General features: G+C 63.8%; 18 protein-coding genes. 13 read left to right on the top strand and 5 right to left on the bottom strand.

The features are described 5' to 3' along the window. The first annotated feature begins 35 nt into the window (after positions 1–35). Together PVU19_RS03670 and PVU19_RS03675 are read left to right on the top strand one after the other, a co-directional pair. A complete protein-coding gene (locus PVU19_RS03670) occupies positions 36–377 on the top strand; it encodes a hypothetical protein (RefSeq protein WP_050663178.1) in 342 nt (113 codons plus the stop codon). Positions 378–623: 246 nt separating this feature from the next. After that, positions 624–1,094, top strand: coding sequence for a hypothetical protein (locus PVU19_RS03675; protein ID WP_050663179.1), 471 nt, complete (start codon positions 624–626; stop codon positions 1,092–1,094). Here PVU19_RS03675 and PVU19_RS03680 read toward each other — a convergent pair. Continuing rightward, the gene (locus PVU19_RS03680) at positions 1,076–1,906 is read right to left on the bottom strand and encodes an ABC transporter permease (protein ID WP_050663180.1); all 831 of its coding nucleotides are present in this window, start codon (positions 1,904–1,906) and stop codon (positions 1,076–1,078) included. The genes PVU19_RS03675 and PVU19_RS03680 overlap by 19 nt on opposite strands. Before the next feature lie 187 nt (positions 1,907–2,093). Here PVU19_RS03680 and PVU19_RS03685 point away from each other — a divergent pair, with 187 nt between their 5' ends. Next, entirely contained in the window at positions 2,094–2,678 is a 585-nt protein-coding gene (locus PVU19_RS03685; RefSeq protein ID WP_050663181.1) for a GcrA family cell cycle regulator, read from the top strand. A gap of 103 nt (positions 2,679–2,781) precedes the next feature. On the opposite strand, the gene PVU19_RS03690 is transcribed toward PVU19_RS03685, so the two are convergent. Further along, a complete protein-coding gene (locus PVU19_RS03690; RefSeq protein WP_050663182.1) occupies positions 2,782–4,380 on the bottom strand; it encodes a phosphoenolpyruvate carboxykinase in 1,599 nt (532 codons plus the stop codon). A gap of 612 nt (positions 4,381–4,992) precedes the next feature. Continuing rightward, the gene (locus PVU19_RS03695; protein WP_274789781.1) at positions 4,993–6,345 is read right to left on the bottom strand and encodes an IS1380 family transposase; all 1,353 of its coding nucleotides are present in this window, start codon (positions 6,343–6,345) and stop codon (positions 4,993–4,995) included. Between the two features lie 131 nt (positions 6,346–6,476). On the opposite strand from PVU19_RS03695, the gene PVU19_RS03700 reads away from it, so the two are divergent. Genes PVU19_RS03700 through PVU19_RS03730 form a run of 7 tightly spaced genes read left to right on the top strand, consistent with a single transcriptional unit; the run spans position 6,477 to position 11,865 of the window. Further along, positions 6,477–7,124 (top strand): response regulator transcription factor, encoded by a 648-nt coding sequence (locus PVU19_RS03700; protein ID WP_235575860.1) that lies wholly within the window; start codon positions 6,477–6,479, stop codon positions 7,122–7,124. Beyond that, a complete protein-coding gene (locus PVU19_RS03705; protein ID WP_050663511.1) occupies positions 7,124–8,836 on the top strand; it encodes a sensor histidine kinase in 1,713 nt (570 codons plus the stop codon). The genes PVU19_RS03700 and PVU19_RS03705 overlap by 1 nt, the downstream gene beginning before the upstream one ends. 4 nt (positions 8,837–8,840) lie before the next feature. Further along, on the top strand, positions 8,841–9,278 hold the full coding sequence (locus PVU19_RS03710) for an HPr kinase/phosphorylase (RefSeq protein WP_050663510.1): 438 nt from the start codon (positions 8,841–8,843) through the stop codon (positions 9,276–9,278). 14 nt (positions 9,279–9,292) lie between these two features. Continuing rightward, positions 9,293–10,231, top strand: a complete 939-nt coding sequence (rapZ, locus tag PVU19_RS03715) for an RNase adapter RapZ (protein ID WP_050663509.1) — start codon at positions 9,293–9,295, stop codon at positions 10,229–10,231. An 8-nt stretch (positions 10,232–10,239) separates the two neighbouring features. Beyond that, positions 10,240–10,632: a PTS sugar transporter subunit IIA gene (locus PVU19_RS03720; protein WP_050663515.1), complete on the top strand. Its 393-nt coding sequence runs from the start codon at positions 10,240–10,242 to the stop codon at positions 10,630–10,632. A gap of 14 nt (positions 10,633–10,646) precedes the next feature. Next, the gene (locus tag PVU19_RS03725) at positions 10,647–10,925 is read left to right on the top strand and encodes an HPr family phosphocarrier protein (protein WP_050663508.1); all 279 of its coding nucleotides are present in this window, start codon (positions 10,647–10,649) and stop codon (positions 10,923–10,925) included. Positions 10,926–10,977: 52 nt separating this feature from the next. Beyond that, the gene (locus PVU19_RS03730; RefSeq protein WP_050663507.1) at positions 10,978–11,865 is read left to right on the top strand and encodes a lysophospholipid acyltransferase family protein; all 888 of its coding nucleotides are present in this window, start codon (positions 10,978–10,980) and stop codon (positions 11,863–11,865) included. A gap of 51 nt (positions 11,866–11,916) precedes the next feature. Here PVU19_RS03730 and PVU19_RS03735 read toward each other — a convergent pair whose 3' ends face one another. Together PVU19_RS03735 and cobU are read right to left on the bottom strand one after the other, a co-directional pair. Further along, positions 11,917–12,489, bottom strand: coding sequence for a histidine phosphatase family protein (locus tag PVU19_RS03735; RefSeq protein WP_050663506.1), 573 nt, complete (start codon positions 12,487–12,489; stop codon positions 11,917–11,919). Beyond that, a complete protein-coding gene (gene cobU, locus PVU19_RS03740; RefSeq protein WP_050663505.1) occupies positions 12,486–13,007 on the bottom strand; it encodes a bifunctional adenosylcobinamide kinase/adenosylcobinamide-phosphate guanylyltransferase in 522 nt (173 codons plus the stop codon). The genes PVU19_RS03735 and cobU overlap by 4 nt, the downstream gene beginning before the upstream one ends. Positions 13,008–13,115: 108 nt before the next feature. Between cobU and PVU19_RS03745 the strand changes: the two genes are divergently transcribed. From PVU19_RS03745 to coaBC, 3 genes are all read left to right on the top strand, one after another. Continuing rightward, entirely contained in the window at positions 13,116–13,994 is an 879-nt protein-coding gene (locus PVU19_RS03745) for an RNA polymerase factor sigma-32 (protein ID WP_074785847.1), read from the top strand. Then, a complete protein-coding gene (locus PVU19_RS03750; protein ID WP_050663504.1) occupies positions 13,991–14,761 on the top strand; it encodes a ChaN family lipoprotein in 771 nt (256 codons plus the stop codon). The genes PVU19_RS03745 and PVU19_RS03750 overlap by 4 nt, the downstream gene beginning before the upstream one ends. 67 nt (positions 14,762–14,828) lie before the next feature. After that, complete coding sequence (gene coaBC, locus PVU19_RS03755; protein WP_050663503.1) at positions 14,829–16,022, top strand: bifunctional phosphopantothenoylcysteine decarboxylase/phosphopantothenate--cysteine ligase CoaBC; 1,194 nt, start codon at positions 14,829–14,831, stop codon at positions 16,020–16,022. The last annotated feature ends 19 nt before the right edge of the window (positions 16,023–16,041 follow it).

Consider the following 16,041-nt stretch of genomic DNA (forward strand, 5'->3'; position numbering starts at 1 on the left):
AGAGACGCGTAACACAAGTCCAAGAGGCACGGGCGATGAAACAGGTCTTTATTCTACTCATGATCTTCGGCGTATCGGGCTGTGGCGGTGCGAACCGGTTTGGCGGCGACGTCCGCGCGGCGCGGCCCATGGCCTCGGGGCCGGTTTCGGATGCCTGCCTGCAATCGGATCGCAAGGCACGCTCGCGCGCGCTCTGCGGCTGTATTCAGGCAGTGGCCAACGATACGTTGAGCGGACGAGATCAGCGCCGCGCCGTCAGCTTTTACCGCGACCCGCATGCCGCGCAGGAAATCCGGCAATCGGACCGTCCCGGCGACGAACGGTTCTGGCGCGTCTACACCGCCTATGCCGAGCAGGCGGAACGCGTCTGCGCCTGATGCGCTGCGCCCGGTTCGGGCCCGAGACTCGTCTGAAACACCCTTTTTCAAACCTTGCGCGCCCTGACCCAAGGGGCGAGCAATGTTATATTCTTCCCGTTATGCGTGAAAAATAGTTGCTTTCCACTAAAGTTTTGCCCTAAATAACGTGAATAATCACATCAAATGGGATTTTGCTATCCAGAAGGATCGCACCCTCGCGCCGTGCGTTGCCGGTGCCGGGCTCTATGGAAGTGGAGTGTCGGGATGACGTTCAATCTTGCCCTCGAAGAGATCGCGCAGAACGCCTATACCTCGGCGCATTTCGGCGGAAACATCCTTGCCACCGGAGACCGTCTGGGGGCCGATGGCACGTTTGACGAGACCGCCGAGGCGCTGGCCGGGGTATCGGAGAAGCTTGATCCGGTGATCGGGGAGTTGACGATAGAGGGCACACCGCAAGCCGAGGCGGCAGAGCCGGACCTGTTGTCATTCCTGATGAGTGGCGAAGAAACCGGCCCTGACGAGAGCGCGGATCAGGGCGAGGCGATCTTGCTGGGCCTGCCGGTGCTGCCTGCGCAAGGGCCGCCATCCGAGGACGAGAGCACCGCTGCGGCGGTGGACGATGCTGATGACGGTGGCGGCGGATTGGGGGCCCTAGGCCTTGCCATGCTGCCGCTGTTGTTACTGGCAGGCACGCGCGGAAGCCCGCATCTACATCACGCCTTGAGCCGGTAGCCCCGTGCCAGCATCCACCATGCCAGAAGGCTGACGGCGAGTGTGGAGCCCGCACCGACCGCAAGGCCCAGCATCGGCGCGCTGTCCGAGACGCCGATCACCCCGAAGCGCACCCCGTCGATCAGGTAGAAGACCGGGTTGAAATGGGTGATCGAATAGAGGCCCGGCGGCAATGCCTCGACCGAGTAGAAGGTGCCCGACAGGAACGCCAGCGGTGTCACCACGAAGTTGGTGATCGCCGCCATCTGGTCGAACTTGTTCGCGAAAATCCCCGCGACGATGCCGACCCCGCTCATGAAGGTCGCGCCAAGCAGCACGAAGATCAACGCCCAGACCGGGTGCGCCGGGACAATGCCGAGTACCGCGAACAGCCCTGCACTGATCGCGAGCGCCACGAACACACCGCGCCCGACGCCCCCGGCAAGATAGCCCAGCACCAGTTCTCCGCCCGACAGCGGCGGCATCAGCGTGTCGACGATATTGCCCTGCACCTTCGAGATCACGATCGAGGACGAGGTATTGGCAAACGCGTTTTGGATCACCGTCATCATCAGGATGCCCGGCGCGATGAAGGTGGTGAAATCCACACCCATCACGTCACCCCGGCGCGGCCCGATGGCGATGGAGAAGATCACCATGAACAGGCCCGCCGTGATCAGCGGGGCCAGCAGCGTCTGTGTCCAGACCGCGAGAAAGCGGCGGTTTTCGCGCTCGGCCAGCGTCATCAAGCCCAGCCAGTTGACCCGGCCAAAGCGGCGGGTGCCCATCTCGGCAAGGCCGGTGGTGGCTGTCTGTGTCGCGTGGTCTCTCATGGGGGCTCCCTGCCTGTCGGTTTGGCGTGAAAACTGCGCGTGGATGGGCGCGTGGACGATTCGATGCCTTGTAACTCACACACCAGTGATTAGAATAGGCCATCGATCCGAATGACAAGGCGGCGGGCCAATGGCCGGGCCGCCTTTTGATGCCGTTAGATGCAAGACCTGATGCAAGGAAGCCCCGATGTCGTGGAATGACGAACGCGTAGATCTGTTGAAGAAGATGTGGGGCGAGGGGCAATCCGCCAGCCAGATCGCGAAGGAGTTGGGCGGTGTGACGCGCAACGCGGTGATCGGCAAGGTGCATCGCCTCGGCCTGTCCAATCGCAATGGCTCTGGTGCATCGGGTGCGGCGAGTGAGGCGAAGCCCGCGCCTGCCGCCGAGGCCAAGCCCAAGCCCGCGCCGAAGCCTGCCCCCAAGACTGCGCCGAAACCCGCCGCCAAGCCCGAGGCCCCGGCAGAGGCGGCCCCGGCCCCGGTCTCGCGCATCAAGGCGATCATCCCGGCAGGCCAGCCCCTGCCGCCGCAGCCCTCGGCCAACGAGATCGATCCCGAGGCGCTCGCCAAGGTGAGCGAGATCGAGAAGAAGGCCAAGCGGTTGACTTTGATGGAACTGACCGAACGCACCTGCAAATGGCCGGTGGGCGATCCCGCGACTGAGGATTTCTGGTTCTGTGGCTTGCCGGTTCAGGCGGGCAAGCCCTATTGCGAGGCGCATGTCGGCGTCGCGTTCCAGCCGATGTCGAACCGGCGCGACCGCAAGCGCTGAGGGTTTTCTTAGATTAAAGGAAATGCGCCCCGCTGTGATGCCGGGGCGCATTCTTTTTTTCCTGCGGATCTGGCCCCGGGTCGATAACCCGGGGCCATATCGATCAGCCGATGGCCGCTGCCTTGACGTCCTCGTCGATGAACGGGACGTATTGCGCAAAATTGTCGGCGAACATCTGCACCAGCTTGGCGGCCTGGCGGTCATAGGCCGCCGGGTCGTCCCAAGTGCGGCGCGGGTCGAGCAGCACTTCGGCCACGTCCGGCACGGCCACCGGCACGTCAAAGCCGAAATTCTCGTCCTTGCGGAATTCCACATCGCCGAGCGGCCCGTCGAGTGCTGCGGTCAGCAGCGCGCGCGTCGCCTGGATGGGCATGCGCGAGCCGGTGCCGTAGGCGCCGCCGGTCCAGCCGGTATTGACCAGCCAGCAGGTCGCGCCATGCTTGGCGATCTTGGCTTTCAGCAGGTTGCCATAGGCCTCGGGGCGGCGCGGCATGAAGGGTGCGCCAAAGCAGGTGGAGAAGGTGGGCTCGGGTTCGGTCACGCCGCGCTCCGTGCCTGCCACCTTGGAGGTGAAGCCCGAAAGGAAGTGATACATCGCCTGCGCCGGTGTCAGCCGCGCGATGGGCGGCAGCACGCCGAAGGCGTCGCATGTCAGCATGATGATGTTCTTGGGATGTCCGCCAAGCGCCGTCTCCGATGCGTTGGAGATATAATGCAGCGGGTAGGCGCAGCGCATGTTCGCAGTAAGGCTGTCATCCGCGAAGTCGAGTTCGAGCGTGTCCTCGTCGAACACCATGTTCTCGACCACCGTGCCGAATTTCGACGTGGTGGCATAGATTTCAGGCTCTGCATCCGGATCGAGGTTGATCGTCTTGGCATAGCAGCCACCCTCGAAATTGAAGGTGCCGCGATCCGACCAGCCATGCTCGTCATCGCCGATCAGCGTGCGCGCGGGATCGGCCGAAAGCGTCGTCTTGCCGGTGCCCGACAGGCCGAAGAATACGGCGGTATCGACCGGGTTGCCCTTGGCATGGTTGGCCGAGCAGTGCATCGGCATGATGCCCTTTTCCGGCAGCAGGTAGTTAAGCAGGGTGAACACGGACTTCTTGTTCTCGCCAGCGTATTCGGTGCCCCCCACGAGTATCATCTTGCGCTCGAAATTCATCGCGATGACGGTTTCGCTCCGGCAGTCATGCTTGGCGGGGTCGGCCTTGAAGCCGGGGCAGTTGATCAGCGTGAAATCGGCGATGAAACTGTCGAGCGTCTCGCGCTCGGGACGGCGCAGCATGGTGCGGTTGAACAGGCTGTGCCAGGCCAGCTCCGAGATCATCCGCACGTTGATCGAATGCGCGGGGTCGGCCCCGCCAACGAGGTCCTGCACGTAATAGTCGCCGTCCTTCATATAGGCCAGCATGTCGTCATGGAGCGCATCGAACCCCTGCGCCGACATGGCGGCGTTATTCTCCCACCAGATGCTGTCCGCGACGTTGTCGGTCTTGACGATATGCTTGTCCTTGGGCGAGCGGCCGGTGAACGTGCCGGTGGTCACGAGGAATGCGCCGCCATTGCCGAGGGTGCCTTCGCCGCGCTTGAGCGCGGCCTCGATCAGCGCCGGTTCGATGAGGTTGTAATAGACATTGCCCAGCCCGGTGATGCCTTGATCTTCCAGCCGGAATTGCGGGTTGACCCGTCCGAATGTCATGTTGCCTTGCTCCTGTTCGTCGAATCCGCGGAAACGCGGGATCAGAGAGGGGGCGCCGGCGGGCGGCGCCGGTCGGGCACCTTGCCCGGCTGCGCGCCTCTTAACATGACGTTTCCGTAAAATAACAGGACGGTTTCACGCAGTTAGCGCAACCAACGTCAAGTTAGCGCAACCACGTGGATGTTTGCGAAAACGCGGGTCGCGCTCTCGGGGAAAAGTGAGTCAATTTAGCCATTCGCAACAATTTTTTGCCCCAATGGGATGGCGCGACACCGGTGATTCGCAGTTTTGGATTGATAACGCAGTGGGAAACGGCACATAATGGCACAAAAAATGCAGGTAATCTGAGCAGCAATAAGGAATAAAACAATGTCCAGGATCGCCCTTGTGGCCGACATTCCCCAAATGGCCTGCCGCTTGAAGCGAAAATTGCCTGACAGGGCCCAGTGGGTCAAGCGTATTGTGCTCGTGATGGCCGCGACTGCCGTGCGAGGACGCCGATTTGGGCGGATCGGGCCGTGAACCGGCGTCATCCTGCGGCAACGACTGCGTTTTTCAGCGCGGCAGGCGGACCTGTCCAGCCGCTTTCGTTCGGTTTGGGCCTGGTTTTTTTCACGCGCATGAGGGTGGCGCTCGCAATCGGTGGATCGCGGCAAGAATGGCGCGGACCATCGGGCCGGTGACCGCGACTTCGGCAAGCTGGAAGGTGATGGCGCGGGCGTGACGCACGACGCGGGCCCCCATCTTGATCAGCTTGAGCTGGAGGGATGTCAGCGACCAGTCAGCCATGGCCTCTGGGAGCTCGATGCAGCGCAGGAACGTTGCCAAGTTGTAGGCAAGGGCGTGCAGTTGCAGCCGGACCTCGTTGTCACGAAACCGCTTGCATGACAGCCGCGTCCAGCGGAAGGCGTATTTGCCTTCCTTGATATGCTGCTCGGCGGTGCCACGCTGGTTGTAGAAGCGCACCACCCAGTCCGGGTCCATCGGCATATTGGTGACGATGAAGCCGACTTTTGGGAACAGCTCGCCCGGATGCCATTCGATCTTGGCGATCACCCGGCGTGGCTTATCCCAGCTTTGCGCCTGATACTCGATGTCCTCGTAGATGCGCTTGACCTTGGTCAGCGACGGACGCCCCACAGGCCGGGCCAGTTGATGCGCGATCTTCTCCTTGAGCACTGCATTGGAGGGCAACCGGATGGTGTAGAAATAGCCCGTCTCTTCCAGCCGCGCGTAGATCGCAGGGATCGCATAGGCGGCGTCGGCACGGAAGAAGCGCATGAGGTCGCGCTTGGCATATCGGGCGATGACAGGATCGAGCACATCCTGCCAGCCGTCAGCACTGTGGACGTTGCCATTGCGCAGGGCACAGCGCTCCAGCATGCCGAACTGGTTGAACAGGAAGTTTGGGTGATAGCAGGTGCAGTCAAAATGCCCGTTCCAGGCCGAGCCCTCCTGGTCGCCATGGGTGGGGCTGACAGAGCTGTCCATGTCCAGCACGATATACTTCAGCCCGTTGCGGTCGTGGAAGCGGTCGATCCATTGGCCGTTCAGGTCTGCCAACGCCGCCCGGTTCTCAGCCAAGGCCAGCGTCTCGGTCTCGAACCGCCCCATTTGCGAGGCCGAGGCAGCCTGTGTATCGACAGCCCGACCACCGACAACCTGACGCATCACGGGATCGAGCGCGAGACGGTCGGCATCGTTGACGTCCTCGTATCCGGCCAGCCGCCCGAACACTGACTGCCGGAACAGCCCGTCGAGCCGATGGACGGTGTTCTTGCCGGTGCGGTTATCGCGTAGCGCCTCTGACGCAAGGCCCGACAGCCCGAGCGCGTCATCGAGCTCGCGCATCACCAGCAAGCCGCCGTCCGAACTGATCTGCGCACCCCGGAACTCCAGCCGCACGCGGCGGTCGAAATCGACCCGATCACCCCGATCCGAACTCGCACCCTCTGGGTGATCCATAAAACACGTCCCTCTCAGCCATCAACACTATGATTTATATAGGAAATAACGAGTTCAGGACAGCGAAATCACAGATTTACTTGGGGAATGCGGGTGTGGACGATGACAGGAATATTCTGACATCCGTAGCCATGACACTCGAGGCCGAAGGGTTCGAGGTAGAAACATATAATGACGGGCAACAGGCCTTCGACGCGTTCAGCAAGAAATTGCCGGACATGGCCGTGCTCGACATCAAGATGCCGCGGATGGACGGGATGGACCTGTTGCAGCGTCTGCGCCAGAAATCGCAGATGCCGGTGATCTTCCTGACTTCCAAGGACGACGAGATCGACGAGGTTCTTGGCCTGCGCATGGGGGCCGACGATTACGTGAAAAAGCCGTTTTCCCAACGGCTTCTGGTGGAGCGCATCCGCGCCCTTCTGCGGCGTCAGGATGCGCAGAACGGCGAGGTCGTGGCCGAAACCGAAGAGACCAAGGTGATCGAGCGTGGCTATCTGCGGATGGACCCGCTGCGCCACGCGGTCAGCTGGAAAGGGCAGGACGTGTCGCTGACGGTGACCGAATTCCTGCTGTTGCAGGCCCTCGCGCAGCGCCCCGGTTTCGTCAAGAGCCGCGATCAGCTGATGGATGTGGCCTATGACGATCAGGTCTATGTCGACGACCGCACCATCGACAGCCATATCAAACGTCTGCGCAAGAAATTGCGCGTGGTCGATGCCGAATTCTCGGCGATCGAGACGCTTTATGGTATCGGATATCGGTACAACGAAGAATAATGACCCTTGCCGAGGGGATAGACGTGCGCGATTTGCCGCCGCGAAAAGACAGCGATCTCGTCCTTGGGGATGATTTCGTGGCCCCCGACCGTGTCGATGAGGCCGAACTGACCGCGCGGCGCGCGCGGCGCGGCTTTCTATCGCTGCGCGAATCCTCGCTGACGCGCAAGATCGTCACCTTCAACCTCATCGCGCTCAACGTGCTGGTCGTGGGCATCCTCTATCTCAGCGGGTCGCATGACACGATGGTCCGACAGCGCGTCGACAGCCTCACGCAGAGCGCGTCGCTGATGTCGGACGTGGTCGAGGCGCGGCTGCCGGCGACCGCACCGGTCAATTTCGCCACCGGCGACGGGCTTGATGTGGAGGACACGCTGGCGCGCCTCAATGTCGAGACCGGCACCGAGTTGTTGCTGTTTGATCGCACCGGCATGCTGTTAGGGCAAAAATCCGGCGACGTGGCACGCCCCGACGCAGAGCGCGCGCTGCCGGCGACGCCGATGACGGATTTCCTCGGACGGTTCTGGGACTGGATGTCGGCCCCGTTCTCGGGCGGTACTGACGCCGACGCCGTGCGCAGCCTTGAGGACATGGTGCGCGACATGGTCGACTCGGCGGTGGCCGACGGTGTGCAGGTGCGCAGTGCCGCCGGGCCGAGCGGCACGATCCTGTCGGCGGCGGCCCCGGTTTTGCAGGGCAATACTCCGGTTGCGGTGGTGGCGCTGGCCAATGCTTCGGGCGAGATCGACAAGCTCGCGCGGATAGAGCGCGAGCGCGTCTTGCAGATGTTCCTGATCGCCACGCTGATTTCGGTTGGGCTCAGCCTGATCCTCGCCTCGACCATCTCGAACCCGTTGGCCGATCTGGCCGCAGCCGCCGAGATCGGGCGCGAACGCAATCGCCAGAAGGGCGCGGGCGGGCGCATCCGCATTCCCGACCTCACCGCGCGGCCCGACGAGATCGGGCGTCTCTCGGGCGCGCTCCGGGGCATGGTCGGCGCGCTTTACCACAGGATCGAGAGCAACGAGCAGTTCGCCGCCGACGTGGCGCATGAGATCAAGAACCCGCTGGCGAGCCTGCGCTCGGCGGTGGGCACGATGCGTATCGCCAAGCGCGAGGATCAGCGCGAGCGCCTATTGGAGGTGATTGAACATGACGTGCGCCGTCTCGACCGCCTGGTGAGCGACATTTCCAACGCATCGCGGCTGGACAGTGAACTGGTCAAGGAAGAGCAGGAAGCGTTCGACCTGCTGACGATGCTGCGCAATCTGGGTCAGTATCTGGGCGAAGAGGCCGAGAAGAAGGGCGTCGATTTCATCACCGATTTCCCCGAGCAGCCCATTGTCATCACCGGGCTCGAGGCGCGACTGGCGCAGGTGTTCGTCAATTTGATCACCAATGCGATCAGTTTCTGCGAAGAGGGTGACGCGATCCGGGTCTGGGCCCGGCGGCGCGCCAACCGGGTGCTGGTCGTGGTCGAAGATACCGGTCCCGGCATTCCGGATCAGGCGCTGGAAAAGGTGTTTCAACGCTTCTACTCAGAGCGGCCCGAGGGCGATTTCGGCAACAATTCAGGGCTGGGCCTTGCGATTTCCAAGCAGATCGTCGAGGCGCATGACGGTGTGATCTGGGCCGAGAACATTCGCCCCACCCATGCCGATGCAACCTCCGATCCGCTCGGCGCGCGCTTTGTCGTGGGCCTGCCGGTCTGATCCGGTGACCACCCACGCGCCCGCGCAAGAGAGTGTCGTTCATGCCACCTGCGTGGCGCTGGAGGGACGCGCCGCGCTCATTCGCGGTACGGCGGGGCAGGGTAAGTCGGGGCTGGCGCTGCAACTCATTGCGCTCGGGGCCACGCTGGTCGCCGATGATCGTACCCGGCTCTGGCGGGACGGGGATCGGCTGATGGCCGATGCGCCCGACACGATCCGTGGCCGGATCGAGGCGCGCGGCTTGGGCATCCTGCATCTGCCGCAGACCGGGCCCGCGCCCGTGGCCTGCGTGGTCGATCTGGACCGCAATGAAACCGACCGGTTGCCGCCCCTTCGTCATGAAACCGTGATGGATCTGTACCTGCCGTCCTTCGGAAAATCGCCGCATCCGCATTTTCCTGCCGCGATCCTGCTATATCTCAGGTATGGAACGATGAGTTGAGGCCAGATGCCAGCATGACCATCAAGGCGGACAAAGAAGCAACAGACGTGACCGGGGATGGGCGCCCACGGCTGGTTTTGGTGACCGGCCCATCCGGGGCCGGACGCAGTACCGCCATTCGGGCGCTCGAGGATATGGGGTTCGAGGCGATCGACAACATGCCACTAAGCCTGCTGCCCCGCCTTTTGGAGGGCAGCGCACCGCCGGACAAGCCGCTGGCGCTGGGTCTTGATGTACGCAACCGCGATTTCTCGACCAATGCATTGATCGAGTTGATCGACCGGCGCGACTGGCATGCCGGGCTGCCCTTGCAGGTGCTGTATCTCGATTGCCGACCCGAGGTGCTGCAACGGCGCTTTTCCGAGACCCGTCGCCGCCATCCCCTTGCCCCTGCGGAAAGTCCTGAACTGGGCATCGCGCGGGAATTCGATCTGCTTGGGCCGGTCCGCGCGCGCGCCGATCTGGTGATCGACACATCCGACATGTCGCCGCATGATCTGCGCGCGGACCTGGAACGCTGGTTCATCCCGCGCGGTGCCGTGCGGCTGGCCGTATCGGTGCATTCGTTTTCCTACAAGCGCGGCCTGCCGCGCGGGCTCGATATCGCGCTGGATTGCCGGTTCCTGAACAATCCCTATTGGGAGCCGTCGCTGCGCGGTTTCGACGGGCGCGCGCCCGAGGTGGCGGATTTCGTGCGGTCCGATCCGCGTTTCGAGAGCTTTCGCGCCAAGGTGACCGCGCTGGTCGAAGAGTTGCTGCCCGCCTACGAGGCCGAGGGCAAGGCCTATCTCGCCATCGGTTTTGGTTGCACCGGCGGACAGCATCGGAGCGTGGCGATGGCAGAAACCCTCGCGGCAACCCTTGCGCAGGACGGCTGGCAAGTGTCTATAAGGCATCGCGAACTGGAGCGGCGCGGCCCTGAACGGGCCGCGCCGCCCCCATCTGAGGAGTGACCCAAGTCGTGATCGGCATCGTGATCGTCGCGCATGGCGGGCTGGCCCGCGAATATCTGAGGGCGGTCGAACATGTGGTCGGCCGCCAATCCGGTATTGTCGCGATCACTATCGAGGGCGATCACGACCGCGCGCTCAAGCAAGATGAAATCTGCGCTGCCGCGGATTCTGTCGATACCGGGGGCGGGGTTGTGCTGGTCACTGATATTTTTGGCGGCTCGCCGTCAAACCTGTCGCTGCGCGCCTGCCGCCCCGATGATCGGCGGATTCTCTACGGGGCGAACCTGCCGATGTTGATCAAGCTGGCTAAGAGCCGCCATCTGAGCGTATCCGAGGCGGTGCGCGCCGCGCTGGATGCGGGGCGCAAATATATCGACAGTCACAATGTGACCACGGAATAAGAAGGGGCGGCGAGATGACGGAGAAGGTCACGCGTCAGTTGAAGATCGTGAACGAAAAGGGGCTGCACGCCCGCGCCGCCGCCAAACTGGTCGAGGTGGTCGAGGGATTTGACGCAACCGCCGAGGTGTCGCATAACGGGCAATCGGCATCGGGCGACAGCATCATGGGGCTTTTGATGTTGGCAGCGGCCAAAGGAAGCACTATTGACGTCGAAATCGCCGGGTCCGATGCGGAACCGCTTGCCGATGCAATGGCGGCGCTGGTCGCAGATCGTTTCGGCGAGGACATGTGAACGCGCGGGAGACCCCCCAAGCGGGGATGAAGAGCGGAGCAGGGACGGGGCAGTGAGCACCAACGCGCAGAACGAGACCGGCACCGAGGCCGGCGAAACGGTCCTATTCACAAAGTATGACCGCCGCAGCCTGACTTATGCCAACAGTTTCGACTCGCCCATGACATCGGCGATCATCCGGTCGATGGAATGGCTGACCGGCAAGATCACCATCGTCCGCATGATCCGCCAGTTCGAGAAACGCGGGGCCCCCACCGGACAGCCGTTCTGGCGGGCCGCTCTCGATACGATGGGGATTCCGCTGCTGACCCCTGATGAGGAAGTGCAGAACATTCCCGCCGACGGTCCTGTGGTGGTGGTGGCCAATCATCCGCATGGGCTGGTCGACGGGATGATCCTGGCCGATCTGATCGGGCGGCGGCGCAGCGATTACAAGATCCTGACGCGCGCCCTGCTGACCGGCATCGACGAGGTGGCGGCGTCCTACATGATCTCGGTGCCGTTCCCGCACGAGCCCGACGCGCAGCGAAAATCCGTCGAAATGCGCGCCAAGGCGATGGCGCATCTCAAGGAAGGCGGCGTGATCAGCGTCTTTCCTTCGGGGGTGGTGGCCTCCTCGGACACCATGTTCGGCCCGGCGGTGGAGCGGGAGTGGAACGTATTCACCGCGCAAATGATCCGGCGGTCCGGCGCGCGGGTGGTGCCGATCTTCTTTCCTAGATCGAACTCGCGCTGGTATCAGATGGCCAACCGGGTTTCGGCGACCCTGCGGCAGGGCCTCTTGCTGCACGAGGTGGTGCATAGCTGCAACCGGCCCCAGCGTCCGGTGGTGGGTGCCCCGGTCAGCGACGAGAGGATGAAGATGCTCGAAAGCGATCCACGCGGCTTTATGGAATGGCTGCGCGCGCATACGCTGTCTCTGGGCGAGGGTCAGCAGTAGCATCGTTGCATCGACTGCAGGTCAGCAACAGGTCAGAGAACCGACGGCCTCTCAGGGAAGATGATTGATCCCGCGCGCCTGCCAGCCGCTCTCCTCCCAGTGCAGTTCTGTCACCGACAGGTTGTCGATCCGGTGGGCGAAGGCGTCATAGGCACTAATCCCGAGCGCCGCCTGAACCTGCGTAAGGATCGCGCCCATATGCGCCACCGCGACGATATCGCGCCCCGGATGGGCGGCGCGCAGGCGTGCCACGGCACCCGAGACGCGCGCCGAGACGTCGTGCCAGCTTTCGCCGCCGGGAGGGCGAATATCACCGGGACGTTCCCAGAAAGCACGCAAGTGATCCTGATCGGGGATCGTGTCGAAGCCCTGCAATTCCCAGTCGCCGAAATGGATTTCACGCAGGTCACGCTCGTCGGCCAGGCGCAGGCGTGGCCCGGCGATGGCATCTGCGGTGGCGCGTGCGCGGACAAGATCGGAGGAGACCATCACAGCCCCCTCCGGCAGATGCGCCGAGAGCCGCGCCAGCTGCGCGGTATCGCTCAGGTCGGCGGGAATGTCGGACCAGCCGACCATGGATTTGGCATGTGTCGGCCCGTGCCGGACCCAGAAAAAGCGGCTCATGGCAGCGCACCCTTGAGCACCTGCGGCAGCCCAGCGATCACGTTCACCACCAACCCCGCGCGCGCCGCGAGGTGCTGGTTGAGCGCGCCCTGCGCATTCTGAAAACGGCGGGCGAGGGCGTTGTCGGGCACCACCGACAATCCGACCTCGTTCGAGACCACCACGACCGGCGCGGCGCAGGTGTCGAGCGCGTGGAAAAGCGCCACCTCGGCTTGTGTCAGATCGCCCTCGTCCAACAGGTGATTGGAAAGCCACATCGTCGCGCAGTCGAGCAGAACGACATCTTCCGGCCCCACCTGCCCAAGCGCCGGGCCAGGATCACGCGGGGCCTCGATGGTGCGCCAGTCGGGCCCGCGCCGGGCACGGTGCCGGTCGAGTTTGGCGCGCATCTCGGCGTCATGGGCCTCGGCGGTGGCGAGGTACACGCGCGCCCCCCCATGCGCTATGACCAGCCTCTCGGCATAGGCCGATTTGCCAGACGCGGCGCCTCCGAGCACCAGGGTCAGTGACGGTAACATGACTCTCAAACCTCGCTTATTTTGATCCGGTTCGCATCTGGCGTCGTAACACCTCGTGAAATACTCAGAAAGACCACTTCGGCAACAGATGCATGACAGGGGGATCACATGCCACTCGATGCACCGCAGCAAAGCAACATGTCCCGCACCGCGATGAAGGCAGAAATGCTGGACGCCGAAACCGAACTCGCGCTCGCCTATGCTTGGCGCGACCACCGTGACGAGGCGGCCCTGCACCGCCTGATCACTGCATACATGCGGCTCGCCATCTCGATGGCGTCCAAGTTCCGACGCTATGGCGCGCCTATGAACGACCTCATCCAAGAGGCAGGGCTTGGCCTGATGAAAGCCGCCGACAAGTTCGACCCTGACCGGGGCGTTCGCTTCTCGACCTACGCGGTGTGGTGGATCAAGGCCAGCATCCAAGATTACGTGATGCGCAACTGGTCGATGGTGCGCACCGGTTCAACCTCCAGCCAGAAATCTCTGTTTTTCAACATGCGCCGGGTTCAGGCGCGGATCGAGCGCGAGGCGATGGCAAATGGCGAGGAGCTTGACGGCTACCAGCTGCGCGAGATGATCGCGCATGAAGTCGGTGTTCCCTTGCGCGATGTGGAGATGATGGAAGGCCGCTTGTCCGGCTCCGATTTCTCGCTTAACGCCACGCAATCGTCGGAGGATGAGGGGCGCGAGTGGATCGACACGATCGAGGATGAGGGCGCACGCGGCGACGAGCTTGTCGAGAAAGACCACGATTTGCAGGCGCTGCGCGATTGGCTGGGTGATGCGATGGGTAAGCTCAACGAGCGCGAGCGGTTCATCGTCCGCGAGCGCAAGCTACGCGATGCGCCGCGCACGCTGGAAAGCCTCGGCGAGGAGTTGAGCCTCTCGAAAGAGCGTGTCCGTCAACTCGAGGCGGCGGCGTTCCAGAAAATGCGCAAGCACCTTGAAAAGCACGGCGGTGAGGTGCAGAATCTGCTCGCATGAGCCTGCGCGCCCTTGCCCTGACAATTGGACTATGCGCCGCCCTTCCGGTGGCGGCGCAGGACGTGGCGATACTGGGCGAAGTGCATGACAATCCCGACCACCACGCCGAACAGGCCGCGCAGGTGGCGCGCCTTCAACCTTCGGCCATAGTGTTTGAAATGCTGACCGAGCCACAGGTCGCGCGCGTGACCCCCGAATTGCGCGACGATGCCGAGGCGCTGGGTGAGGCGCTTGACTGGGCCGAGAGCGGCTGGCCCGATTTCACCATGTATCATCCGATCTTCACCGCAGCCCCCGAGGCGGCGATTTACGGCGCGCTGGTTCCACGTCCCGTGGCGCGCGAGGTGTTTGACATCGGCCCGGCGGAGGCATTCGGCGACGAGGCCGCGCGCTACGGCCTGCACCGCGATCTCGACCCGGCAGAGCAGGCCATCCGCGAAGCGATGCAGATGTCCGCCCATTGCGACGCGCTGCCCAAGGAGATGCTGCCCGGCATGGTCGCCGTCCAACGTCTGCGTGACGCGGTGCTGGCACGGGCGGTGATCCGCGCGCTTGATGAAACCGGCATGCCGGTCGCGGTGATCACCGGAAACGGCCATGCGCGCCGCGACTGGGGCGTGCCTGCGGTGCTGGCCGAGGTGGCCCCCGATCTCGACGTCTGGGTCCTGGGACAGACTGAGGACGGGCGCCCGCTGGAGGGTGGCTTCGACACAGTCAAATCCGCCCCCGCCGCCCAGCGCCCCGACCCCTGCGCGGCATTTCAGTAGCGGCCCCGTGCCCTTGCACGCGCGCCTCCCGCGCCCTACTGTCAGCGCGGCCCTGGAAGGAACGCCCATGCTTGCCTCTAAACGCATTCTTCTGATCATCGGCGGCGGAATCGCGGCCTACAAGTCGCTCGACCTCATCCGGCGACTGCGCGAGCGCGGCGCCGAGGTGGTGCCGGTGCTGACCCGGGCGGGATCGGAATTCGTCACGCCGCTATCGGTGTCGGCGCTGTCCGGGCGCAAGATCTTCTCGGACCTCTTCGACCTGACCGACGAGGCCGAGATGGGGCATATCGAGCTCAGCCGCTCGGCCGATCTCATTGTCGTGGCCCCGGCCACCGCCGACCTGATGGCCAGGATGGCGCAGGGCCATGCGGATGATCTGGCCTCGACCCTCATGCTGGCCACCGACACGCCGGTGCTGCTGGCCCCGGCGATGAATGTGCGGATGTGGCAGCACCCGGCGACGCAGCGCAATATGGAGACGCTTACGGCCGACGGCATCGGTTTTGTCGGCCCCAATGACGGTGACATGGCCTGCGGCGAGCATGGGCCCGGTCGCATGGCCGAGGTGCATGAAATCGTAACGGCAATCGGGTCGGCGCTGTCGGGTGGGCCACTGCAGGGGCGGCGCGTGCTTGTCACGTCCGGCCCGACGCATGAGCCCATCGATCCGGTGCGCTATATCGCCAACCGCTCTTCGGGGGCGCAGGGCACGGCGATAGCGCAGGCTTTGGCCGCGCTCGGGGCTGATGTGGTCTTTGTCACCGGTCCCGCCACCGTGCCGCCGCCCGGGGGCGTCGAGGTGATCCGCGTCGAGACCGCGCAGGAAATGCTGGCGGCGGTCGAAGGCGCGCTGCCCGTCGATGCCGCCGTGTTCGCCGCCGCCGTGGCTGATTGGCGCGTGACCAGTGAAAGCGACCGCAAGATGAAGAAGACCGAGGGCGGGTTGCCGCTGCTGGAATTTGCCGAGAACCCGGACATTCTGGCGACGGTGAGCCGGATGGCCGAGGGACGCCCGGCCTTGGTGGTGGGCTTTGCCGCCGAGACGCATGACGTGGTGGACCTTGCCACCGCTAAGCGCGCGCGCAAAGGGTGTGACTGGATCGTCGCCAATGACGTGAGCCATGCCACGGGGATCATGGGCGGCGCAGAGAATGCCGTGACCCTGATCACCAAAGAGGGCGCGGACAGTTGGCCGCGCATGGGCAAGGATCAGGTGGCGCGGCAACTGGCCGAGCGCATCGCGCAGGCGCTGGCCTGAGGATTTTGAGTATTTTTAG

The sequence above is a fragment of the Roseovarius tolerans genome, assembly GCF_028885395.1.
GTDB lineage: Bacteria > Pseudomonadota > Alphaproteobacteria > Rhodobacterales > Rhodobacteraceae > Roseovarius > Roseovarius tolerans.

Coding starts and splice junctions, on each gene's coding strand:
- PVU19_RS03670 (WP_050663178.1), top strand. CDS start 36: ATGAAACAGGTCTTTATTCTACTCATGATCTTCGGCGTATCGGGCTGT.
- PVU19_RS03675 (WP_050663179.1), top strand. CDS start 624: ATGACGTTCAATCTTGCCCTCGAAGAGATCGCGCAGAACGCCTATACC.
- PVU19_RS03680 (WP_050663180.1), bottom strand. CDS start 1,906: ATGAGAGACCACGCGACACAGACAGCCACCACCGGCCTTGCCGAGATG.
- PVU19_RS03685 (WP_050663181.1), top strand. CDS start 2,094: ATGTCGTGGAATGACGAACGCGTAGATCTGTTGAAGAAGATGTGGGGC.
- PVU19_RS03690 (WP_050663182.1), bottom strand. CDS start 4,380: ATGACATTCGGACGGGTCAACCCGCAATTCCGGCTGGAAGATCAAGGC.
- PVU19_RS03695 (WP_274789781.1), bottom strand. CDS start 6,345: ATGGATCACCCAGAGGGTGCGAGTTCGGATCGGGGTGATCGGGTCGAT.
- PVU19_RS03700 (WP_235575860.1), top strand. CDS start 6,477: ATGACACTCGAGGCCGAAGGGTTCGAGGTAGAAACATATAATGACGGG.
- PVU19_RS03705 (WP_050663511.1), top strand. CDS start 7,124: ATGACCCTTGCCGAGGGGATAGACGTGCGCGATTTGCCGCCGCGAAAA.
- rapZ (WP_050663509.1), top strand. CDS start 9,293: ATGACCATCAAGGCGGACAAAGAAGCAACAGACGTGACCGGGGATGGG.
- PVU19_RS03725 (WP_050663508.1), top strand. CDS start 10,647: ATGACGGAGAAGGTCACGCGTCAGTTGAAGATCGTGAACGAAAAGGGG.
- PVU19_RS03735 (WP_050663506.1), bottom strand. CDS start 12,489: ATGAGCCGCTTTTTCTGGGTCCGGCACGGGCCGACACATGCCAAATCC.
- cobU (WP_050663505.1), bottom strand. CDS start 13,007: ATGTTACCGTCACTGACCCTGGTGCTCGGAGGCGCCGCGTCTGGCAAA.
- PVU19_RS03745 (WP_074785847.1), top strand. CDS start 13,116: ATGCCACTCGATGCACCGCAGCAAAGCAACATGTCCCGCACCGCGATG.
- PVU19_RS03750 (WP_050663504.1), top strand. CDS start 13,991: ATGAGCCTGCGCGCCCTTGCCCTGACAATTGGACTATGCGCCGCCCTT.
- coaBC (WP_050663503.1), top strand. CDS start 14,829: ATGCTTGCCTCTAAACGCATTCTTCTGATCATCGGCGGCGGAATCGCG.